The organism is Streptomyces sp. NPDC052301 (assembly GCF_044593395.1).
Lineage (GTDB): Bacteria > Actinomycetota > Actinomycetes > Streptomycetales > Streptomycetaceae > Streptomyces.
In genome coordinates, this window is the sequence record NZ_JBIUBE010000001.1 from 307,305 (window position 1) to 328,396 (window position 21,092).

Annotated in this window: 21 protein-coding genes; 16 read left to right on the forward strand and 5 right to left on the reverse strand. The window is 73.0% G+C overall.

The window, feature by feature from the left end; translation table 11 throughout:
* Positions 1-112: 112 nt before the first annotated feature.
* Entirely contained in the window at positions 113-1,321 is a 1,209-nt protein-coding gene (locus tag ACIHEJ_RS01145; protein WP_400131153.1) for a PP2C family protein-serine/threonine phosphatase, read from the reverse strand.
* A gap of 113 nt (positions 1,322-1,434) precedes the next feature.
* Between ACIHEJ_RS01145 and ACIHEJ_RS01150 the strand changes: the two genes are divergently transcribed.
* The 12 genes from ACIHEJ_RS01150 to ACIHEJ_RS01205 all read left to right on the forward strand — a co-directional run bounded on the left by ACIHEJ_RS01150 (position 1,435) and on the right by ACIHEJ_RS01205 (position 15,656).
* Positions 1,435-1,971: a cysteine hydrolase family protein gene (locus ACIHEJ_RS01150; protein ID WP_400131154.1), complete on the forward strand. Its 537-nt coding sequence runs from the start codon at positions 1,435-1,437 to the stop codon at positions 1,969-1,971.
* Positions 1,972-2,610: 639 nt separating this feature from the next.
* Positions 2,611-3,366 (forward strand): glycosyltransferase family 2 protein, encoded by a 756-nt coding sequence (locus ACIHEJ_RS01155; RefSeq protein ID WP_400131155.1) that lies wholly within the window; start codon positions 2,611-2,613, stop codon positions 3,364-3,366.
* Positions 3,363-3,893, forward strand: coding sequence for a hypothetical protein (locus ACIHEJ_RS01160; RefSeq protein ID WP_400131156.1), 531 nt, complete (start codon positions 3,363-3,365; stop codon positions 3,891-3,893). Before ACIHEJ_RS01155 ends, ACIHEJ_RS01160 begins: the two co-directional genes overlap by 4 nt.
* Complete coding sequence (locus ACIHEJ_RS01165; RefSeq protein ID WP_400131157.1) at positions 3,890-4,618, forward strand: polysaccharide deacetylase family protein; 729 nt, start codon at positions 3,890-3,892, stop codon at positions 4,616-4,618. Before ACIHEJ_RS01160 ends, ACIHEJ_RS01165 begins: the two co-directional genes overlap by 4 nt.
* The gene (locus ACIHEJ_RS01170) at positions 4,615-5,706 is read left to right on the forward strand and encodes a glycosyltransferase family 4 protein (RefSeq protein WP_400131158.1); all 1,092 of its coding nucleotides are present in this window, start codon (positions 4,615-4,617) and stop codon (positions 5,704-5,706) included. Before ACIHEJ_RS01165 ends, ACIHEJ_RS01170 begins: the two co-directional genes overlap by 4 nt.
* A complete protein-coding gene (locus ACIHEJ_RS01175; protein ID WP_400131159.1) occupies positions 5,703-8,030 on the forward strand; it encodes a hypothetical protein in 2,328 nt (775 codons plus the stop codon). Before ACIHEJ_RS01170 ends, ACIHEJ_RS01175 begins: the two co-directional genes overlap by 4 nt.
* Positions 8,027-9,175, forward strand: a complete 1,149-nt coding sequence (locus tag ACIHEJ_RS01180; protein WP_400131160.1) for a glycosyltransferase family 4 protein — start codon at positions 8,027-8,029, stop codon at positions 9,173-9,175. Before ACIHEJ_RS01175 ends, ACIHEJ_RS01180 begins: the two co-directional genes overlap by 4 nt.
* Positions 9,172-9,642, forward strand: coding sequence for a hypothetical protein (locus tag ACIHEJ_RS01185; protein WP_400131161.1), 471 nt, complete (start codon positions 9,172-9,174; stop codon positions 9,640-9,642). The genes ACIHEJ_RS01180 and ACIHEJ_RS01185 overlap by 4 nt, the downstream gene beginning before the upstream one ends.
* Positions 9,639-10,979 (forward strand): lipopolysaccharide biosynthesis protein, encoded by a 1,341-nt coding sequence (locus tag ACIHEJ_RS01190; RefSeq protein WP_400131162.1) that lies wholly within the window; start codon positions 9,639-9,641, stop codon positions 10,977-10,979. Before ACIHEJ_RS01185 ends, ACIHEJ_RS01190 begins: the two co-directional genes overlap by 4 nt.
* Positions 10,976-12,109, forward strand: a complete 1,134-nt coding sequence (locus tag ACIHEJ_RS01195) for a glycosyltransferase family 4 protein (protein WP_400131163.1) — start codon at positions 10,976-10,978, stop codon at positions 12,107-12,109. Before ACIHEJ_RS01190 ends, ACIHEJ_RS01195 begins: the two co-directional genes overlap by 4 nt.
* Positions 12,106-13,368, forward strand: a complete 1,263-nt coding sequence (locus tag ACIHEJ_RS01200) for a polysaccharide pyruvyl transferase family protein (RefSeq protein WP_400131164.1) — start codon at positions 12,106-12,108, stop codon at positions 13,366-13,368. The genes ACIHEJ_RS01195 and ACIHEJ_RS01200 overlap by 4 nt, the downstream gene beginning before the upstream one ends.
* The gene (locus ACIHEJ_RS01205; RefSeq protein ID WP_400131165.1) at positions 13,365-15,656 is read left to right on the forward strand and encodes a glycosyltransferase family 4 protein; all 2,292 of its coding nucleotides are present in this window, start codon (positions 13,365-13,367) and stop codon (positions 15,654-15,656) included. The genes ACIHEJ_RS01200 and ACIHEJ_RS01205 overlap by 4 nt, the downstream gene beginning before the upstream one ends.
* Before the next feature lie 45 nt (positions 15,657-15,701).
* Here ACIHEJ_RS01205 and ACIHEJ_RS01210 read toward each other — a convergent pair whose 3' ends face one another.
* Positions 15,702-15,881, reverse strand: a complete 180-nt coding sequence (locus ACIHEJ_RS01210; RefSeq protein ID WP_400131166.1) for a hypothetical protein — start codon at positions 15,879-15,881, stop codon at positions 15,702-15,704.
* 103 nt (positions 15,882-15,984) lie between these two features.
* On the opposite strand from ACIHEJ_RS01210, the gene ACIHEJ_RS01215 reads away from it, so the two are divergent.
* Both ACIHEJ_RS01215 and ACIHEJ_RS01220 read left to right on the forward strand, forming a co-directional pair.
* A complete protein-coding gene (locus ACIHEJ_RS01215; protein ID WP_400131167.1) occupies positions 15,985-16,476 on the forward strand; it encodes a MarR family winged helix-turn-helix transcriptional regulator in 492 nt (163 codons plus the stop codon).
* Between the two features lie 62 nt (positions 16,477-16,538).
* Positions 16,539-16,886, forward strand: a complete 348-nt coding sequence (locus ACIHEJ_RS01220) for a tetratricopeptide repeat protein (protein ID WP_400131772.1) — start codon at positions 16,539-16,541, stop codon at positions 16,884-16,886.
* A 144-nt stretch (positions 16,887-17,030) separates the two neighbouring features.
* On the opposite strand, the gene ACIHEJ_RS01225 is transcribed toward ACIHEJ_RS01220, so the two are convergent.
* Together ACIHEJ_RS01225 and ACIHEJ_RS01230 are read right to left on the reverse strand one after the other, a co-directional pair.
* Complete coding sequence (locus ACIHEJ_RS01225) at positions 17,031-17,963, reverse strand: M56 family metallopeptidase (RefSeq protein WP_400131168.1); 933 nt, start codon at positions 17,961-17,963, stop codon at positions 17,031-17,033.
* A gap of 6 nt (positions 17,964-17,969) precedes the next feature.
* Positions 17,970-18,368 carry a BlaI/MecI/CopY family transcriptional regulator gene (locus tag ACIHEJ_RS01230; RefSeq protein ID WP_400131169.1) on the reverse strand — a complete coding sequence of 133 codons (399 nt, stop codon included), beginning with the start codon at positions 18,366-18,368 and terminating at the stop codon, positions 17,970-17,972.
* A gap of 122 nt (positions 18,369-18,490) precedes the next feature.
* Between ACIHEJ_RS01230 and ACIHEJ_RS01235 the strand changes: the two genes are divergently transcribed.
* Positions 18,491-19,135, forward strand: a complete 645-nt coding sequence (locus tag ACIHEJ_RS01235) for a peptide deformylase (RefSeq protein WP_400131170.1) — start codon at positions 18,491-18,493, stop codon at positions 19,133-19,135.
* Between the two features lie 8 nt (positions 19,136-19,143).
* Here the strand turns inward: ACIHEJ_RS01235 and ACIHEJ_RS01240 are convergent, their stop codons facing one another.
* Positions 19,144-20,574: a dihydrolipoyl dehydrogenase family protein gene (locus ACIHEJ_RS01240; protein ID WP_400131171.1), complete on the reverse strand. Its 1,431-nt coding sequence runs from the start codon at positions 20,572-20,574 to the stop codon at positions 19,144-19,146.
* Positions 20,575-20,715: 141 nt separating this feature from the next.
* Here ACIHEJ_RS01240 and trxA point away from each other — a divergent pair, with 141 nt between their 5' ends.
* Complete coding sequence (gene trxA / locus ACIHEJ_RS01245; protein ID WP_400131172.1) at positions 20,716-21,090, forward strand: thioredoxin; 375 nt, start codon at positions 20,716-20,718, stop codon at positions 21,088-21,090.
* Positions 21,091-21,092 lie beyond the last annotated feature (2 nt).

The window sequence follows — 21,092 nt, forward strand, 5'->3', positions numbered from 1 at the left end:
GGCCTGAGGTACATCCGGGTGCCGGTCACCAGCCGGATGGTCGAACAGCCGGATGGTCCGACAGCCGGATGGTCGGACAGCCGCTTCCGGTGGTCCGCCCGCTCAGGCCGCCTCACCGGTACTCCGGGCGCCATTCGAAGAGCAGGATCGTCGCGTCGTCCCTGAGTCGGTTGCGCTGGTGGTCGAGGATGGCGTGGATGAGCAGCCGCAGCACCTCGGCCGGGCGCTGGCCGGCGGCGGAGGAGCGGATGATGAAGTCGGTGAAGCGGTCGAGCCCGAACTCCACGCCGTCCGCGTCCCGCGCCTCCACGACACCGTCGGTGTAGAGCAGCACGCAGTCGCCCGGTTCCAGTGCCGTCTCGTGGACCTGCCGGGCCGCCGGGGCCAGTGTGCCGGCCAACCCGATCGGCGGTTGCGGCGGACTGTCCAGCACCCCGTGGAGCACCTGCTCGGCACGGATCAGCAGCGGTGGCGGGTGACCGCAGTTGACCCAGCGCAGCACCCCGGTCATGGCGTCGAGCCGGCACAGCACGCCGGTGCAGAACTGGTCGGGCAGCCACTGGGCGAGCGCCCGGTCCACGGAGCCGACGGACTCGGCCAGGTCACCGCCGCTCCGGCGGACGTTCCGCGCCGCCGCCATGGCGACCGACGTGGTCAGGCCGGCGGTCAGATCGTGCCCCATGGCGTCGAGGATCATGGTGTGCAGCAGGTTCTTGATCACCGAGTGGTCGAAGGCGTCTCCGGCGACCTGGTACGCCGGCTCCAGGACCGCCGTCGAGACACACTTGCGGCTGCCGATGGTGCGGGGCGGCAGGAAGGCCCGCAGCATCTCGGCGGGCAGCTCCATGGTCGCGGTGCGGGCGCGGGCGGTGAGCCAGTCGCTGTAGGCGCGCTTGGAGGTGATGAGCATGGCGAACAGATGGGCCAGCATCCGGCTGCGGCGCATCCGCACCTCGTCGAGCGAGGCGGTCCGCACCGCCAGCACCCCCAGCCGCTCCGCGCCGTCGATCAGGGGCATCCAGACGATCACTCCGTCGCCGACGTCGGTGGTCCGCGGGGAGACGGTGCGGTACGCGAAGCCGGCCGGCGATTCGGGCACCGACAGCGACGCCATGGCCTCGTCGAGGGGGACGAGCAGCCGTTGCTGCAGGTCGACGAGGTAGATCAGTGCGCTGTCCAGGCCGAGGGCCTCGGCACACCGGTTCGCCAGGGCGGGCAGTTCCACCGGCAGGGCCGTCTGCGCCTCGCTGAGCAGCTCGTCCAGCCGACTCTCGTCCACGGCGGTGTCCAGACGGGCGGACGTCTGCGGTGGGTCCGGCACGGGATCACCCCTTCCCTGCCCAGTTTCACACCGCCGCGGGCCTCGCTCATTTCGGCACCGGCGACGGCCGCCCCGGCAGGCGACCGGTCGGCGGAGGATGGAGACTTGGTCCCGTGAGCAAGGTCGCGCTGATCGTCATCGACATGATCAATACCTACGACCACGAGGACGCCGAACTGCTGATCCCCTCGGCCGGTTCGGTCGTACCGGTCATAGCCGATCTCGCGGAACGCGCACGACGCTCTTCGATACCGGTCATCTACGTCAACGACAATTTCGGCGAGTGGCGCTCACACCACGGTGAGCTGCTCAACCATGCCCTCGAAGGGCCACACGCCCATCTCGTCGAACCCCTGAAACCCGATGCGGACTCGCTGTTCGTTCTGAAGGCCCGCCACTCGATCTTCTTCGAGACGCCGTTGCACTACCTGTTGCAGCAGCAGGGCATCGAGCAGCTGGTGCTCTGCGGACAGGTCACCGAACAGTGTGTGCTCTATTCAGCCCTCGACGCACACATCCGCCACTTCCAGGTGATCGTCCCCCAGGACGCTGTCGCGCACATCCACGAGGACCTCGCTCGGGCGGCGCTGCGGATGATGGAGCGGAACATGGGCGCCCGCGTGTGCACGAGTCAGGACCTGTGGGTGTGACCGGCGGCCGGGGCGTGTTCACGCCGATTCCGGTCCGTCGAATCGTTGGCCAGAGCTGTGTAAATTTCAAGTAATCCCGGCCGGGCGCGCGACGCATCCGCAGCCCCGGCCCGGGACCGGCAACCCCTCCCCTGGAGGTCTAGACCGCCGGCATCGGGATGTACATGGGTGCGCCATCCACGTGCGCAAACGCTTGATGTATCAAACAACACCCGCGAGTAACAGGCGGTGACGCGGGCGGATTTCCGCAACTCGCGGACGTGCATTGGGCGTTACAACCCTCACTGAGCGCCGTCTTCACATTTCGATCACACACTTCACATCTCCCGTCGCGTTGCTATGGTCGTCCTCCGGTTCAGCGTTCAGGGGGACGCTGGGTCCTGGAGGGGGGAGACACCGTCGCGGCATTCCGGCCGCGGCCCGTACGAGACGGCATCAGCGTCGATTCAGGCGGCGCGGCCGACTCCATGCGATTTCCATCTGTCATGTCCGGGTGCTGGGGGCACCCGTGTCTGCGCGGCAGGAACCACCCGCTCGAAAGCGCCATTTCCGCATGCCCGGAAACGGCTCTTTCCCAGCGGTCGGGGCTCACTTCAGGCTGCCCGCAGACGTCGTTCATCCATGCCTTGGGGGGCATTCATGAAGACGTTGTCCATCGTCATTCCCGCACTCAACGAGGCGGACAACCTGCCGGCCGTGATGGAGAGCGTCCCGGCGGCCGCACTGTCGGCCAGGGGCTGGACCACCGAGGTCGTCGTCGTGGACAACGCGTCGACCGACGGCACCGGCGACGTGGCACGCCATCTGGGCGCCCGCGTCGTGCACCAGCCGGCGCGGGGCTACGGCAACGCCTACCGCGCGGGCTTCACCGCCGCGAGCGGTGATGTGATCGCCACCGGCGACGCGGACCGCACGTACCCGTTCGACGCCCTGCCGGGGCTGCTCACGGCTCTGGAGGCGCTCGAGGTCGAGTTCATGACGACCAATCGGCTGGGCCGCGACAACGCGGCGGCCATGAAGCGGTCGCACACGTTCGCCAACCACGTGCTCAGCGGGGTGAGCCGCATGCTCTTCCGCAACGGACTGCGCGACTCGCAGTCGGGCATGTGGATCTTCCGGCGTCATGTGTGGCACGGCATCGACGTGCGCTCCGGCGGCATGGCGTTCTCACAGGAGATCAAGAACGCCGTGACGCTGGCGGGTTACCGCACCCTCGAGCTGCCGATCGAGTACCGCATGCGCGGCGGTGAGGTGAAGCTCAACGCGCTGCCGGACGGCATGGCCAACCTGCGCCAGCTGTTCCACCACCGTTTCCGCAGACCTCTCGTCGCACCGGCCGATGTCGCCGCCTACGCGCAGCCCTCGGGGGCGGAGGAATTCGGGACCACCGCATGAGCCGACTGCTCGACGCCCCGTTCCGGCGGCCGGCGAGTCCCCCCACGGGGCACCGCCACCGCCGGCACGGGGGGCCGGCCCGGGGCCGGTGGGGCCGCGCGGCCGCCGCACCGGCGACCGTGCTGGCGCTGGCGCTGGTGACGGTCGCGTGCACCGTGCCGTGGGTACGGCACGAACTGCGTGTCTCGTTCACCCGGCTGCCCAGCACCTATACGGAGCTCTACTTCGACGGCACTCCGGCCGCCTCCCATGGCACGGTCGTGGTCCCGGTCGCCGTGGTCGCGCACGGCGACGCCCCGCGCAGCTACCGAGTGCGTGTCCGGCTGGTCACCGCGGCGGGCCGCACGGAGATCTCCCGCACCGTCGGCCTCACCACCCGGCGGGCGGGAACGCCACGGCGCGCGACGGTGCGGCTGCCGTACGACCGCACACCCGGCGGTGTGGCGAAGGCCGTCGTACGCGTCGCTCTCCTGGGCCGGACCCAGACGCTCCACTACACCCTGGACATCCCCGGAGGCTCCTCATGACGCCGCGTCGGACGGTGGTCACCACCAGCTGGGACGACGGGCACCGGCTCGACACGGCCCTGGCGGATCTGCTGGCCCGGTACGACGTACCGGGCACCTTCTACATCGCCCCGCGCAACGTCGAGTTGCGGCCGGCCGACCGGCTTCCGGCCGAAGGCATACGCGACCTGGCCGCACGCGACGGCGTCGAGATCGGCGGGCACACCCTCAGCCACCTGAGGCTGCCGCTGCTCGACGACGCCGCCGCACGCGAACAAGTCACCCTCGGCAAAATCGAGTTGGAGAACATCATCGGCGCCCCGGTGGTCAGCTTCTGCTATCCGCGCGGGCAGTACCGGGCCGTCCATGTACGGCAGGTCGTCCAGGCCGGATTCCGCCTGGCCCGTACCGTACGGCGCAGCTCGCTGGCGACCGGGCCCGTGCTGGAGATGGCCACGACCGTCAACGCCTACGCCCACCGGGTGGACGTACCGCTCGTCCTGCGTCTGGCGGGCGGCAGGCCCGGTCACGCGGCCCGGCTGTACCGGCACTGGGACGAGCTCGCGATCCGCTGGTTCGACCTGTGCCTGGAACGAGGCGGTGTCTACCACCTGTGGGGGCACAGCTGGGAGGTCGACGCGCGCGGCGACTGGGCCCGGCTCGAACGGGTGCTGGCCCACATCAGCGGCAGGCCGGACGTTCGCTATGTCACCAATGGAACCCTGGCCGAGGCAGGTGCCGCATGAGCACGGTCCTTCAGATCACTCCGTACTACCCGCCGCACCTGGGCGGTCTGGAACGCGTGGTGGAGAATCTCGCCGACGGTCTCGCCGAGCGGCACGACGTGCGCGTGGTCACCACCACCATCGGCTCCGGAGGCGCTCCGCGCCTGAGCCGCCGGGGCACGGTCGGCGTGGTCCGGCACCGGTCGGTCGAGGTCGCGCACACCCCGATCGCGCCGGGCATGGCCCGGACCCTGCTGCGCAGCCCGCGCCGTTCGGTGCTGCACCTGCACGCGGCGCACGCACTGCTGCCGGAGATGGTCGCACTGCTGGCCCGGCTGCGGGGACAGCGCTTCGTGCTCCACTTCCATCTGGACGTCGACGCCTCCGGACGGCTGGGCCTGCTGCTGCCCGCGTACAAGCGCCATGTCTTCGGCCGTGTGCTGCGCGCCGCGGCCGCCGTGCTGGTGCTCACCCCGGCCCAGGCCGACTTCGTCACCACGAACTACGGGGTTCCCCCGAGGCGGGTGTTCGTCGTTCCCAACGGGGTCGGTGACCAGTACTTCATGCCCGTTCGGGAGCCCGCCGAGGGAACGCTGGAGCTGCTGTACGTCGGCCGGCTCAGCTCGCAGAAGCGCGTCGACCGGCTCCTCGAGGCGATGGCGCTGGTGACCCGGCCGGTCCGGCTGCGGGTCGTCGGCGACGGCGAGGACCGCGACGAACTCATCGCGCAGGCCGAGCGATCGGGGCTGACGAACGTCCGCTTCTCCGGGCCCGCACTCGGCAGCGACCTGGTGCGCGCCTACGCGTCCGCCGGAGCGTTCGTGCTGCCCTCCGACAAGGAGGGCATGCCGCTCGTGGCCCTGGAGGCCATGGCCGCCGCTCTGCCGGTGATCGCCACCCGGGTGCCCGGCAACACCGAACTCCTCGACGGGACGGGTCTGCTGGCCGACCCCGAACCGGCCGCGCTCGCCGAGGCCATCGACGCGGTCGCCGGCGACCTCCGGCTCCGCGCCGACCTCGGACGGCGCAGCGCGCAGGCAGCTCGGCACCACCGCTGGGACGCGGTGGTCCGGCAGGTCGAGGGCATCTACGCCGAGGTGCTGTCGTGAACATACGTGCCTGGACCGTCACCACCGCCCTGGTGGCGGCCCTGCTGGAATGCGTGCCGGGCGCCCCGGTCCCGGTGCTGGTCCCGGCGGGCCTGTGGCTGCTTCTCGGCGCGCCGGCCCTGCTGTTCCACGGGTTCACCGGCCGGGTGCTGTCGACCCGGGACGGCCGTACGCTCGTCGGGCTGGGACTGAGCGTGATCGGAGCCCTGGCGCTGCTCCTGGCGGTCAACACGCTGCTGCCCGCGCTCGGTGCGGGCCGGCCCCTGGAACGGGTGCCGCTGGCCCTGGCCTCGGCACTGTACGTGGTGGTCCTGGCAGGTGTGGCGGCATGGCGTGCCCCGGCGGGACGGCGCTCGCTGCTGCCCCGCCTCCCCGGGCGCGCCGGCCGCCCCGGGGCCGCTCGCCCGGCGGGGCTCGCGCCCGTGGCCACCCTCGGCGGGACGGTCCTGGCGCTGTGTGTCGCGGGCCCGGTGCGTCTCGACAACGGTCTGGGCGGTGGCGTCGCCGTCATCGCGCTGGCCGGGGTCACCGTCCTGCTCGCGCTGCTCCTCGTGCGGCGCCGCCGGTATGCCACCGGCGTGCTGGAGCTGGGCCTGTGGTGCGCGGCCGCCGGGGTTCTGCTGCTGACGAGCCTGCGCGGCTGGTACATCACCGGGCACGACATCCAGCGTGAGTACGAGGTGTTCCGGCTGGCGGCCGACTCCGGGCGCTGGAACATCGCCGCGTTCCGTGATCCGTACAACGCCTGCCTGAGCATCACCCTGCTGCCGACCGCGCTCACGCGGCTGACCGGGGTCCCCGGGACGTACGTCTTCAAGGTGCTGCTGCCGCTGCTGTTCGCGCTGACGCCGGTGCTGGTGTACCGGTCGGTGCGGAACAAGGCGCCGCAGATCGTCGCGTTGCTTTCCGCGGTGTACCTGATGATGTTCCCGACCTTCTTCACGGACATGACCTTCCTGGCCCGGCAGGAGGTCGCGTTCTTCCTCCTGGGGTGCGCCATGGTCGTGGTCACCGACACCGGGCGGCCGCCGGGGCGGCGCCTGCTGTTCACCGTGCTCGTCGCCGGGATCGTGCTGTCGCACTACTCCACCACCTATGTCCTCGTGGTCGTACTGGCCGCGGCACTTGCCGCCGATCTGGTGTGGCGGCTGCTGGTCCGGCTGCGCCGGCGTCCTGCGGCCGGGCGGTCCTTTCTGACCTGGTGGATGGTGGCCGCCACCGCCGCAGCGGCGTACGTGTGGTCCGGGCCGGTCACGCACACGACCGGCCAGTTGCACCGCACCGTCGCGCTGACCGCGCGGGAACTGACCGGGCGCAGTACCGACACCGCCTCGTCGGACGTGTCGTACAGCCTGTTCAGTGGTGCTCCGGTGAGCGCGGACCAGAGGCTCGCCGACTACCGGGCCGCGATCGTGCGGCAGACCGGCCGGGGCCGCGAGCAGGGCGACTACCTGCCTCTGAAGACCGTCGACGCGTACGCCACTCCCGTCGTCGGACAGCAGACGGACCTGCCGCTGACAGCGGCCGGCCGCGCCCTCGAGCACGCCGGTGTCCACGTGCCGGCGGCCAACGGTCTGCTGCGTGCCGGTGCCGCCGCCCTGCTGCAGGTGCTGTTGCTGGTCGGCCTCGCCCTGGCCCTGTGGCCCGGGCGCACCCGCCGTCCGCGCGCCCGGCCGGGCTTCCGGCCGAGCCGTGACCAGGTCACCCTGTCCCTGGGCATGCTCGGTGTCATCGCCCTGCTGACGGCGCTGCCGCAGCTGTCCGTCGACTACGGGGTGCTGCGCGCCTTTCAGCAAGGCCTGTTCATCTACGCGCCGTTCGTCGCGGGTGCTTCACTGTGGCTGTTCCGCTGGGCGCGCCGGTGGGCGGTGCCGGCGGCCTGCGCGCTCGCCCTGGGACTGCTGCTGGACCTCACCGGGGTCGTCCCGAAGGTGCTCGGCGGCTACCCGGCGCAGCTGCACCTGGCCAACTCCGGTCAGTACTACGACATCTACTTCGTCCACCCGGAGGAACGCACCGCGATCCGCTGGGTGCAGGACCGGGCGAGCGAGGCACAGCGGGCCGACGTCCAGTCCGAGGTGCAGACCGACCGCTACACCTTCAGCCGGCTCCAGTCACTGATCCGGGGGCGCACGCAGAACGACATCTTCCCGGTGCTGGTGGGCTCACGCACCTACGTCTTCCTCGGCACCACCACGGTGACCAAGGACGAGGCCACCACCTTCTACCGGGGCGACCTGGTGACGTACCGCTACCCGCTCGGGCTGCTGGAGGTCACCAAGAACAAGCTGTACAGCAACGGGGGAGCGGAGGTCTACCGATGAAGCGGGTGCTGCTCGTCAGCCACTACTACCCGCCGCACATCGGCGGTATCGAGAACGTGGTGCGCAACGAGGCCCACCAGCTGCACCGGACCGGCGTCGAGGTGACGGTGCTGACCAGCGGCGCCAGAACGGTCACCGAGGACGACGACGGGGTGCGCGTGGTGCGCGTCGCCGCGTGGAACCTCCTGGAGCAGCGGGCCGGAGTGCCGTTCCCGCTGCTGTCGCCCCGGGTGTGGCCGGCCGCGCTGCGCTGGGCCCGCTGGGCCGACGTCGTCCATGTGCACGACTGCCTGTACGTCACCTCGTGGGCGGCGGGAACGGCCGCACTGCTGACGCGCACCCCGCACGTGCTCACCCAGCACGTCGCCGTGGTCGAGCACCCCTCCCGAGCCGTACGCGCCGTGCAGCGCGCCGTGTACGGGTCGGCCGGGCGGGGCCTGCTGCGGCGGGCGCGGCGCGTGCTCGTCGTCAACGGCCGGGTCGCCGACTTCGTCACCGCCCACGGCGCCCGCCCCGGATCGGTGCGTCTGCTCGCCAACGGCGTCGACACCGAGGCGTACCACCCGGCCGCGTCCGGGCACGAGTCCCGGGCCGCACGCCTGCGGTTCGGTCTGCCCGAGGACCGCGTCCTCGTGCTGTTCGTCGGCCGGCTGGTGCCGAAGAAGGGGTACGACCTGCTGCTGGCCGCCGCCGACCCCGCCTACGACCTGGTGTTCGCCGGCGACGGCAGCGCCCGCGGCAGTGACCGGCCCGGCGTGCACCACCTCGGTGCCCTGGGGGCGGCACAGCTCGCCGAGCTGTACCGCGCCGCGGACGTCTTCGCCCTGCCGTCGGCCGCCGAAGGCTTCCCGCTGACCGTGCAGGAAGCGATGGCCTCCGGTCTGCCGGTCGTCACCACCGACGATCCCGGTTACGGCCCCTACGGTCTGGACCGCGGCCGCGTGCGGCTGCTGCCGCGCGAGGTGACCGCGCTGCGGGCCACGCTGACGGAGCTGGCCCGGGACGGGGAACTGCGCGCCGCGATGGGCCGTTACTCCCGCGCACGCGCCGTCCAGGGCTTCGCCTGGCCCGAACACACCGCCCGGCTGCGCGCCCACTACGCCGGTGTCGACACCGAACCGTTCGTCCGGGAGGCGGTGGCGTGAGGCAAGCGTTCCGGGCGACGCTGGAGACGGTCCTCGTCCACGGCCTGCTGGGCTGGCTCTACGTCGCTGCCGTCGCCGCCGCGCGCCCGTCCGCGCTGTCGGTGCCGATCAGTTCGCTGCTGCCGGTGCGGCGCGACACGTTCGGCACCGCCTGCTTCGCCCTGTCCGCGCTGGCGGCGACGCTGCTGCACACGGCGACCGGGCGCTGGTGGCAGCGGACCGCGCCCCGGCCCGGCGCCGGGCCGGCGCTGCTGCGCACCGGCACCGTCCACGGCCTGCTCGTGTGGGCGTACCTGTGCGTCAACTCCCTGACACATCCGGAGACACTCGCCCGTCCCCTCACCCATTTCGCGGACGCGCCCCGCGAGGGGCAGACGGCGTCGTGGGCGTTCGCCGTGACGGCGCTGACGCTGCTTCTCGCGCGGGCGCAGGCCCGGCCGGACCGCTCGGGAGGGGACCCCGCATGAGCATGACCGCCCGTTCGGTCCCGCCCCCTCGGGCCGCGCCGCGCCTCGCGCGCGCCCGGGCCATGGTCCGAGACCCGCTGATCGTCAACTCCTTCTTCCTCCTGGCCACGACCGCACTGGGCGCGGGCGCCGGATTCGTCTTCTGGCTGCTGGTCGCCCGGCTCTATCCGGCCGCGGACGTCGGCCGGGCCTCGTCGTTGCTGTCGAGCATGTCGCTGCTGTCGTACTTCAGCCTGTTCGGGCTCAACTCGACGCTGGTGCGCCACCTGCCGACCAGTGACCGGCCCGCGCACGAGGTCGGCACCGCTCTCAGCACCGTCGCCGTCTGCTCGTGCGCCATCTCCGGCGGCTTCGTGCTGCTCGTGCCCTGGATGGCACCCCAACTCGGCTTCCTGCACGGCTCTTTCCTGATGGCGGCGGGCTTCGTCGTGCTCGCCGCCGGCGCGGCCGTCAACCTGCTCACCGACTCCGTCTTCGTCGCCTTCCGCGCGACCCGCGTCAATCTGGCCGTCAACGGCGTGCTCATGAGCCTGGTCAAGCTCGCTCTGCCGGTGTTGTTCGTCTCCGGCGGCCCCTTCGGTGTCGTCGCCGCCGGCGCCGGCGCCTCCACGATCGCCGCCGCGGCCAGCGTCCTCGCCATCCGTGGCGTGCTGCGCCTGAGGATCCGGCCGGCGTTCTCCTGGCAGACCCTGCGCGCCACGCTCGGCTACTCGCTCAGCAGCTATCTCTCCGGCAGCCTGAACCTGCTGCCCCAGATCGTGCTGCCGATCGTCGTCCTGCAGGCCCTCGGACCGGTCCCCGCAGCCACCTATTTCGTCGCGTTCCAGATCGCCAACCTCGTCAACTCCGCCTCCTACGCCATCGGCGAGGCCCTGTTCGCGGAAGGGTCCCGGCACGGCGCGGCCCTCGGCCCCATCGCCGTCCGCTCCGGCAAGGTCATCGCCCTGGCGACCGTGCCGACCGTGGCCCTGGTCGCCGTCCTGGCCCGGCCCGTCCTGCACGTCTTCGGACCGCAGTACGCGGCCCACGGCACCACCACGCTGACCGTCTTCACGCTCGGCTCCCTCACCGTGGCCTTCAACACCTGGGTGAGCTTCCTGCTGAAACTGACCCGACAGCTCGTGGCCATGGTCGTCTCCAACGCGGTCCTGGTCGCCGTCGTCCTCGTCATCGTCCTGGTCCGGCTGCACCACGGCCTGGTGTGGGCCGCGATCGCCTGGGGCGCCGGCAATCTCGCCTCCGGCGTCGCGGCGGGCGCCGCCCTGCTGGCCGGTGGCGTACGGGCACCGCACACCGGCCGGCACCGGCGCGCCGGGAAGGAGCACACGACCGCGTGAACATCCTGCAGATCGTCAACATCGGCCATGAGGCCGGCGGCGCCGAGAAGAGCGTCCGCCTCATCGCGGACGGCCTGGCCGCGCGCGGCCACCGCGTGCGCGTCGTCGCCACCGACCTGCTCGCCGAGGGCCATGAGGTCTTCGCGGACGACCTGGTCCCGGCCATCACCGGCACAGCGCCCCAGCGCTTCGCCCGCAAGTTCTTCCACCGGCGTGCCCACGCCCGGATCCGCCGGATCGTGGACGACTTCGCCCCCGACTGCGTCCACCTGCACACGATCGGCGAGTTCAGTCCGTCCGTGCTGACCGCCACGGCCGGGGTCGGACGCGTGCTGACCGTGCACGGCCCGGAGGACTGGACCCGCGAACTGCTGCGCTGGAACCTGCCCAGCGCCCCCGCCGGCCGGCTCTCCCCCGCCGACGCGCTCCGCTACGCCTATCTGCGGTACGTGCAGCGCCCGGCCTACCTGCCGCGGCTGCGCCGCCTGGACCGGGTGCTGGCGCCCAGCGCCTACTTCGCCGACGCCGTACGCACCGACGTCGGCCCCCGGGTCCCCGTGCACGTGCTGCCCAACGGGGTGCCCGGCGCGATCGTCGCGCAGCCGCTGGGCGCCCTGGACCAGCTGCTCTACGCGGGGCGACTGGAGCGGGTCAAGGGCGTCGACGTCCTGCTGTCGGCGTTCGCACGGCTCGGCCGCGGCCGGCTGACCGTCGTGGGTGACGGACCGGACCGGGCCCGCCTGGAGGCGCTCGCGGGCCCGGGCGTCACGTTCACCGGCTGGCTCGGCGCCGACGCCGTGGCCCGGCGACTGGCCACGGCCTCCGTCGTGGTCGTGCCGTCGGTGTGGCCGGAGAACTTCCCCACCGTCGCCCTGGAGGCCCTGCGGACCGGACGGCCGCTGGTCGCCTCCCGGGTGGGCGGACTGCCCGAACTCGTCGGGGACGACAACGGGGCGCTGTTCCCCGCCGGGGACACGCGCGCACTCGCGGCGGTCCTGGACCGGCTGCTCGGCGACGGGGAGGTGCTCGCCCGTATGGGTGCGGCGTCGGCGGCCCGGGCGCAGCGCTACACCGTCGAGGTGTTCCTCGACGGTCTGGAACGGCACTACGAAGAGGTGGTCGGGGGATGAAGGTCGTCGTGGTCAATGCTTTCGAGCGGGGCAACCGGGGGGACGCGGCCCTGCTCAGCGTCGCCATACAACAGGTGCGAGAGGCCTTTCCCCACGCCGTCGTAGTGATCGCCGGTTTCGAGGAGCCCGGTGAGCGGCCCGAGTTCGACGGAGCCCGCAACGTAGGCTCGATCCGCCGCAGTGTCGGGGACGAGACCGCGACCCGCGTGGCTCGGATCGCGCGCAAGGCATCGGCGCTGGCGCTGGGGGCCGTCGCCGCCCTGCCGGGAGGCGGTCGGTCGGTGCCGCTCCTGGCCGCTTGCCTGCCACGGGAGATGCGCGACGAGGTTCTGGCGGTGACCAAGGCCGACCTGGTGCTGTCGCTGGGCGGCGGCTATCTCAACGCCCGCCCCGACCTCCCCTCCGACCTGAACATCGCCTTCCTCCTCCTGCCGCTGTGGCTGGCCCAGCGGGCCGGGGTGCCGACGGTGCTGGGGCCGCAGTCGTTCGGTCCGTTTCCCCGGCGGCGTCAGCGGTGGATGGTCCGGCGGGTGGTGGGCCGGGCCGTCGCGGCGGTGGCCCGGGAGGACATCAGTGTGGTCCGGCTGGCCGAGGCCGGGGTCGGCGAACCGACCGTCCGGCGCGGAGTGGACAGTGCCTTCGCCTTCCGCAGCCGGTCCCGGCGGCCCTGGCGGGCCGAGCTGGGCGTGGTCGGTCAGGCACGGCTCGTCCTCGTCACGGCGCGCCGGCACCTGCCGGCAGGTGAGCAGGAGACGTACGAGAAGGCCATGGCCGCCGCCGTGCGACGCGCTCTCGACTGCGACGCGCACGTGGTGCTGGTCCCGCAGGTCACCTGTGCCTTCCAGGGCGACGACGACCGGCCGGTCAACGCCCGCATCGCCGCGCACGCGGGCCCGCACGCGCGGCTGCACGTCCTGGACGACGCGACGATCGACCACCACGACGTGCACGCCCTCTACGGCGCCGCCGACTTCATCCTCGGCACGCGGTTCCACTCGGTCATCTTCGGGCTGACGTCGGGGGTGCCGTGCGCGGCAGTGGAGTACGACCACAAGACGCGCGGCATCATGGCCGACCTCGGTCTGGAGGAGTGGGTGGTCCGCATGTCCGACGCTCGCGGCACGGTCGTCGCCGACCTCCTCGACCGCCTTCTGCTGTCGGGCGACGACTACCGCAAGCACCTGCGGGCCGTTCTGCCCGAATACACCGAGCGTGCCGGGGAGTTCACCCGTGTACTGCGCGCGGCGGTGCGCCGGTGACCCGGCCGGCGGCTGCCGCGCCGACGGTGCTGCTGGCGGCGCCGTACGTGCCGCCCTCCGTGGGCGGTGTCGAGCAGTACGTCTGGCATCTGGCCCGCGAGTTGAGCGTCCGGCACGGCTACCGGGTGGTCGTCGCCACCACCGCGGCGAAGGGCGACCGTCCGGGGCGGTACGCGGACGGTCCCGGTGGCTGTGCGGTGTACCGGCTGGCGGCCCCCTTGCTGCTGTCCCGCACACCCGTCGGCGCGGGCTGGCGACGGCAGTTGCGGCGGATCATCGAGCAGGAGGGCGTGGACCTCGTCAACGGCCACGCGCCGGTACCGCTGTTCGCCGACGCGGCGGCACGCGCGGCGGACGACACCGGCCGGCCCTTCGTTCTCACCTACCACACCGGGCGTATGCGCAAGGGCAACCTGCCGGCCGACGCCTTCCTCGCGGTCTACGAGCGTACGGTGCTGGCCGGTACCGCCCGTCGTGCCCGGGAGGTGATCTGCTCGTCCGACTACGTCGTTGCCGACCTGGCCCGCCTGTTCGCCGGACGGGCCGCGGTCGTCCCGCCCGGCGCGGACCTCGACCTGTTCGCACCGAGCCCGCTGCCGGGCGAGCCCAGGGTGCTGTTCGTGGGGTCCCTGGACCGGCACACCGCCTACAAGGGTCTGTCCGGTCTGCTGCGTACGGTCGCCGAACTGAGGGAGGCCGGGACGCCGGTACGGCTGGAGGTGGTCGGTGACGGGGCCGCGGCCGGGGACTACCGGCAGCGGGCCGCGCGGCTCGGACTCGACGAGGCCACGGCCGTGTTCAGCGGACGGCTGTTCGGCGAGGACCTGGCCGCCGCCTACCGCCGGGCGCGGGTGCTGGCCCTGCCCACGTCGTACGACAGCTTCCCCAGCGTCCTGGTGGAGGCGATGGCCGCCGGGCGTCCGGTGGTCACCACCCGGGTCGGTGGCATCCCGACCCTGGTCCGGCACGAGGAGAACGGGCTGCTGGTCGCACCGGGCGATCGGGCGGCCCTGCGCGGTGCGCTGACCCGGGTGCTGACGGACCGGGCCTTCGCCGACCGCCTGGCCGAGGCCGGACTCTGCCATGTGCGGGCGGAGTTGGGGTGGGCGCGGCAGACGGACCGTACGGCCGCCGTCTTCGGCCGGGTGCTGGCGGGCCGCACACCGTGCACGGTCGCGGTCGTCGCCCCGTACTTTCCGCCGAAGATCGGGGGCGTGGAGAACTACGCGGCCCGCGTGGCCGCCGCCGTGGCGGCCGACCCCGACCTGCGGTCGGTGGTGATCACCAGCAACACGGCGGGCCGGCGCAGTGACGTGAGCGTCGAGGACGGCGTGCCCGTCGTCCGGCTCGGCACCTGGGCGCGGCTGTCCAACACTCCGCTCAGCCCGCTCTGGCCGCTCCAACTGCGCTGGTGGCTGAGGCGTTTGCGCGTGGGCGTGCTCAACACCCACTCCCCCGTGCCCGGCCTCCCCGATCTCGCCGTCGCCCTCGCCGGCGGACGCCCCGCCGTGGTCACGTACCACTCCGGGTCCATGGTGAAGGGCGAGCCCGGGGCCGACCGGATCATCCGCCGCTACGAGAACCACGTCCTGCCGCGCGTGTTCGGCCGGGCCCGCGCCTTGGTCGCCGTGTCCCCGGTCTCCCTGGCCGCCCACCGCCCCGGCGCCCTGCAGATCACTCCCGGAGTGGACACCGACCGGTTCACGCCCGGTGGTCCGCCGCCGTCCCAGCGGCCTCGGCACGTCGTCTACCTCGGCCGCATGGACCGTACGTCGTCGTGGAAGGGCGTGGACGTCCTTCTCGAGGCTGTCGCGAGGCTCCCCGGCGACGTCGCGCTCACCCTGGTCGGAGGGGGTGACGCCGTCGCCGACCACCGCGCCCACGCCGAGCGCCTCGGCGTCGCCGAGCGGGTGCGCACCCCCGGCCAGCTCATCGGCGACGACCTGGTGACGGTGTTGCAGCAGGCAGCCGCCGTCGTCCTTCCCTCCCGCACCGAGGCCGAGTCGTTCGGCATGGTCCTGATCGAGGCCATGGCCTGCGGCACCCCGGTCGTCGGCTCGGACGTCGGCGGAATCCCGCACGTGATCGAGCCGGGCGTGAACGGCCTCCTGGCTCCGCCCGGCGACGCCGCCGCTCTCGCCGAAGCCCTGCGGACCCTGCTCGACGACGGCGGCCTCGCCGATCGCCTCGGCGCGGCGGGCCGCCGCACCGCCGTCGAACGGTACGCGTGGCCGACGCTCACCGATCGCTACGTGCGGCTGTTCAAACAGCTGGGGGGCGGCTGCTGAGCCGTAGGCGCCCGATCGTGTGACAGCCGGCGCCGGTCGCGTGGCCTACTCGCCGGGCGGCGCCCGTAGTTCCTGGTCGTCCAGTTCGCAAGCCTGCCGGAAGTCCTCGGTCAGCCGGTCCTCGAGCCGGGTCGCCCGCACCCCGGCCGCCGCATGGTCGAAGCCATCGGGAAACTCCAGGTGGTCCGGCCCCGCAAGCCGGTCCAGCGCGTGAAGCGGGGCCATGACCTGCGTGTCTTCGTTCCTCACGGCCACCCGACGAGAACGTGGACGGCTGGGTGACCACGAGTCCGAGGCCCGCGAACAGTAGCCATGTACTGTTTCCCGCATGAGCAAGGGATCCGATGGAGCCACGCCCGGCTTCCTGGTGTGGCGGCTGTCGACGAAGTGGCGGGTCGCGGTCGACCGGGCCGTGGCCCCGCTGGGACTCACCCACGCGCAGTACTCGCTGGTGGCGTCGCTGCACGGTATGCACCGCTCCGGCCTGCGCCCCAGCCAGCGCCGCCTCGCCGATCACACCGGCCTGGAAGCCCTCTACGTCTCCAAGCTGGCCCGCGGCCTGGAGTCGGCCGGTCTGCTCGAGCGCACCCGGGACCCCGCCGACCCGCGCGCCGTGCAGCTCGCGCTCACCGAACAGGGCCGCGAGGTCACGAAGAAGGCGATCGACGTCGTCCAGGAGTTGCTGCGCCAGCTGCTCGCACCCCTCGGCGGGCCCGACAGTCCGCGCGCACGCGAGTTCACGCGGGAGCTGGCGGTCCTGCTCGACGCACCGCTCGATCCGCTCGGCACCACCGGCCGGAAGACCACCCGGCCCGATTAGTGGAATATTGAACAACAGCGGTCGGTTGTGGCCCTCGAAGGAGGTCACGAGTGGAGACGCAAGTGGAGACCACGTACTACGACCACGGCAGCCCCGCCGACCGCTGGGAGCGCGCGCAGCTGTTCTTCGACGGGAAGGACTACGCGGGCGCCGCGCGGGTGCTGGCCGGGCTGGTCGAGGAGATGCCGGAGCAGACGGGTCCCCGGCTGCTGCTGGCCCGCGCCTACTACCACTCGGCCCAACTTCGCCGCGCCGAGGCCGAGTTGCGGATCATCGTGGAACGCGACCCGGTGGAGCACTACGCGCGGCTGATGCTGGGCCGCACGCTGCAGCGGCAGTCCCGGCAGGAGGAGGCGGATCGGCACCTGCGGATCGCCTCGGCGCTCGCGGGCGACTTCCCGGAGGAGTGAGCCACGGGGCGAGGGCCCGGTTCCCGGCAGGGGGCCGGGCCCTCCGCATGCCTCACACGGACGGCCGTGCGGTCCGGGTGACCACCCAGGGACAGCCGGCCGGGGCCGGGGCCCGCACCGCGGACGCCGTCCCTCCCCCGGGACTCACACAGAGGTCGCCGTGTGCAGGGTCAGGAACAGGGTGACGGCGGAGTTCGCCGACGACATCGCGGACACCAAGGTGCCGGCAGCGGCGCCCCAGGCGGCGAGGCCGACCGAGGTGAAGGCCGACGGCCAGGTACGGGCCACGGGGGCGGGCGCGAGCAGCGCGGCCACCCGGCGGGGCACCGGGCCGGTGGCCGCGAGCGCGGCCAGGGCCGGAGCCGGGGTGCGGGCGGACAGCAGCGCGGCCTTGCCGATGGCGCGGGCGACGGTGCGCCGGTCCCCGACCGCGCGGGCCGCTTCCTCGTCCGCCCAGCGCTCGGCCGTGTAGACGACGGCGGTGCGCAGCGGACGCAGGAACGGGTTGGCGCGGGCGGCCAGCTGGGCGGCGAGCAGATGGCGGTGGTGGCGGGCGGCAAGATGGGCGCGTTCGTGGGCGAACAACGCGCGCCGTTCGGCGGGGGCGAGCCCGGCGAGCAGCGCGGAGGTGACGACGATCCGGCCCCGGCGGCCGGGCAGGGCGTACGCGTACGCCGTGCTGTTGTCGGGCAGGACCGCCACCGTCCGGCCGGGCAGCGCGGCCAGGGCCCGGCGGGCGCGGCGGGTGACCCGGCGGTGCCGCGCCAGGGTGCGGGCGCAGGCGGCGGCGACCACGGCGAGCGCCGGGACGGCGGCCCGGCCCGCGACGCCGTCGTGCGGGACGACGGCCCGCACCGCGGGGTCGGACCAGCCGTCCGGGAGGGGGTTGCCGGGCAGTTGCGCGGTGCCGACCACCATGAGCAGGGCCAGGCACAGGGTGCTGCACACGGCCATGACGACGGCGACCGCGGTCAGCAGCCGGGTGGCGGTGCGCGGGTGGAGATGTGTCTCGGCGAGCCGGGCGACCGGCCAGGCGGACAGCGGCAGCACCAGCGGCAGGAAGACGAAGACCCCCATGAGCGGTCAGTCTTCCGTACCGGCGCTGTCCGTGTGCGTGCTGTCGAGCAGCGCCCGCAGGATCTGTTCGTCGCCCGGTGGCAGGGCGGTGACGAAGCTCGCCAGGACGGCCTCGCGGTCCTGTTCGCCGTCCAGCAGGCGGCGCATGCGCAGGGCGGCGAGCCGGGCGACGTCGGCCGTCGGCGTCCATACGAAGGAGCGGCCGTGCCGTTCGCGGGCGACGACGTCCTTGGCGAGCAGCCGGGTGAGGATGGTGACGACGGTGGTGTAGGCGAGGTCGCCGCCGAGGCGCTGCTGCACCCAGGCCGCGGTGACCGGCCCGTCCGCCTCGCGCAGCGCGCCGAGGACCTGGCCCTCCAGCTCGCCCCGGCCGCGGCGTCGGCCCCGGCCGCCTTCCCGCGCCATCCCCGTCTCCCTCCGGCATCGGCGTGTCGGACCACGCTACTTCATGCCGCAGGTGCCCACGCGGGCACGGCGTCCGCGTCGATGCGCGGGCCCGGCACGGGCGGCCGTGACATGCTGACGCGATGGCACCTCCCCGTGATCACGCGCCGCTCGCCGAGCGGGTCGAGGAACTCCTCGCCGCCGGCGGCCCCTTGCCCATCGTCGCCGCCGGCCGGCCGGTGCTGCGCCGCGCCACCGAGCGTTACGACGGCCAGCTCGGCCCCGCCCTGCTGGCCCGCTTCGTCGAGGTCCTGCGCGTCACCATGCGCGCTGCTCCCGGCGTGGGTCTTGCCGCGCCCCAGGTCGGCGTCCCGCTGCGGATCGCGGTCTTCGAGGACCCGGCGACGGTGCCCGAGGAGGTCGCGGTGGCCCGGGGCCGGTTCCCGCAGCCGTTCCGGGTGCTCATCAACCCGTCGTACGAGGCGGTGGGCACCGCACGGGCCGCGTTCTTCGAGGGCTGTCTGAGCGTGCCGGGCTGGCAGGCGGTGGTGGCGCGGCACGCCGAGGTCCGGCTGCGCGCCGAGGACGAGCACGGCGGTGCGGTGGACGAGGTGTTCTCCGGGTGGCCCGCCCGGATCGTCCAGCACGAGACGGACCACCTCGACGGCACGCTCTACCTGGACCGCGCCGAGCTGCGCTCCCTGTCGACGAACGAGGCGGTGGCGGCCCTGTGGGCCCAGCCGACCCCGGCACCGGCGGCCGAGGCGCTGGGCTTTGAACTCCCCTGATCCAGGGGTCACTTGTCCCGGTAGGCCTCCAGCAGCCGCAGCCACACCTCGCTGAGCGTCGGGTACGACGGGACGGCGTGCCACAGACGGCCGACCGGGACCCGGCCCGCGACCGCGACGGTGGCGGAGTGGATGAGTTCACCGACGCCCGGGCCGACGAAGGTGACCCCGCGCAGGATCTCTTCGTCCAGGTCCACGACCATGCGGGCGCGGCCCTTGTAGCCGTCGCCGTACAGGCCGGCGCCGGCGACGGAGGAGAACTCGACGTCGACGGCCCGGACCCGGTGGCCCGCCTGTTCCGCCTCGGCGAGGGAGAGACCGACGGCGGCGGCCTCGGGGGCGGTGAAGACGACCTGGGGGACGGCGTCGTGGTCGGCGGTGGCGGTGTGCGCGCCCCAGGGCTCGTCCGGGAGCGGGTCGCCGGCCGCGCGGGCGGCGATCGCGGCCCCGGCGATGCGGGCCTGGTACTTGCCCTGGTGGGTGAGGAGGGCGCGGTGGTTGACGTCGCCGACCGCGTACAGCCAGTCGGTGCCGGTGACCCGGAGGCTGTCGTCGACGTCCAGCCAGGAGCCCGGTTCCCGGCCGACCGTGTCCAGGCCGATGTCGTCGGTGTGCGGGACGCGGCCGGTGGCGAAGAGGATCTCGTCGGCCTCGATGCGGTCGCCGGCGGAGGTGACGGCCACGACGGTGCCGTTCTCCCGGGTCACGGACTCCACGGAGGTGCCGGTGCGCAGGTCGACACCGGCCTCGGTGAGCGCCTCGGCGACGAGTTCCCCGGCGAAGGGCTCCATGCGGTTCAGCAGGCCCTTGCCGCGCACCAGCAGGGTGACACGGGAGCCGAGGGCCTGCCAGGCGGTGGCCATCTCGGTGGCGACGACACCGCCGCCGACGACGACCAGCCGGCCGGGCGCCGCCTGGGCGCTGGTGGCCTCACGGCTCGTCCACGGCTTCACCTCGGCGAGTCCGGGCAGGTCGGGCAGCTGGGCGCGGGTGCCGGTGCAGACGGCGACGGCGTGCCGGGCGGTGAGGGTCGTGACCGTGCCGTCGGGGCCGGTGACGGTGACGGTGCGGGGTCCGGCGAGGCGGCCGTGGCCGCGGTACAGGACGGCGCCGGTCCCCTCCAGCCAGGCGACCTGGCCGTCGTCCTTCCAGTGGGAGGTGTACTCGTCCCGGCGGGCCAGGACGGCGGGAGTGTCGAGCGGGCCCTGGACGTCCCGGTCGAGACCGGGCAGCCGGCGGGCGTCGGCCTGGGCGATGACCGGCCTGAGCAGGGCCTTGCTGGGCATGCAGGCCCAGTACGAGCACTCGCCGCCGAGCAGTTCGCTCTCCACGACCGCGGTGGTGAGGCCGGCCGCGCGGGTGCGGTCGGCCACGTTCTCACCCACGGGCCCGCCGCCGATCACCACGACGTCGTACGCGTTGGATTCCGTTTCCGTCATGGGGTCAGTCTGGTGGGTGGTGTGCGCGGTGGCCACATGGGTACGCGCGCGGAACACAGGCGTGCACGTGTGGAATAGGCGGCCGGACGGCCGTGTTTCCGCCGTCGGCACCACCCCCACACCAGGAAGAGGGATCACGCCATGAGCAGCACCGTGGAGCTGACCAAGGAGAATTTCGACCGGACGGTCGACGAGAACGACTTCGTGCTCATCGACTTCTGGGCCTCCTGGTGCGGGCCGTGCCGGCAGTTCGCGCCGGTGTACGAGAAGGCCGCCGAGGACAACCCGGACCTGGTGTTCGGCAAGGTGGACACCGAGGCCCAGCCGGAGCTGGCGCAGGCCTTCGGCATCCAGTCGATCCCGACGCTGATGATCGTCCGGGACAAGGTCGCCGTCTTCGCCCAGCCGGGTGCCCTGCCGGAGGCCGCTCTCACGGACGTCATCGGCCAGGCCCGGAAGCTGGACATGGACGAGGTCCGCAAGAGCATCGCCGCCCAGCAGGGTGACGCCCAGTAGCC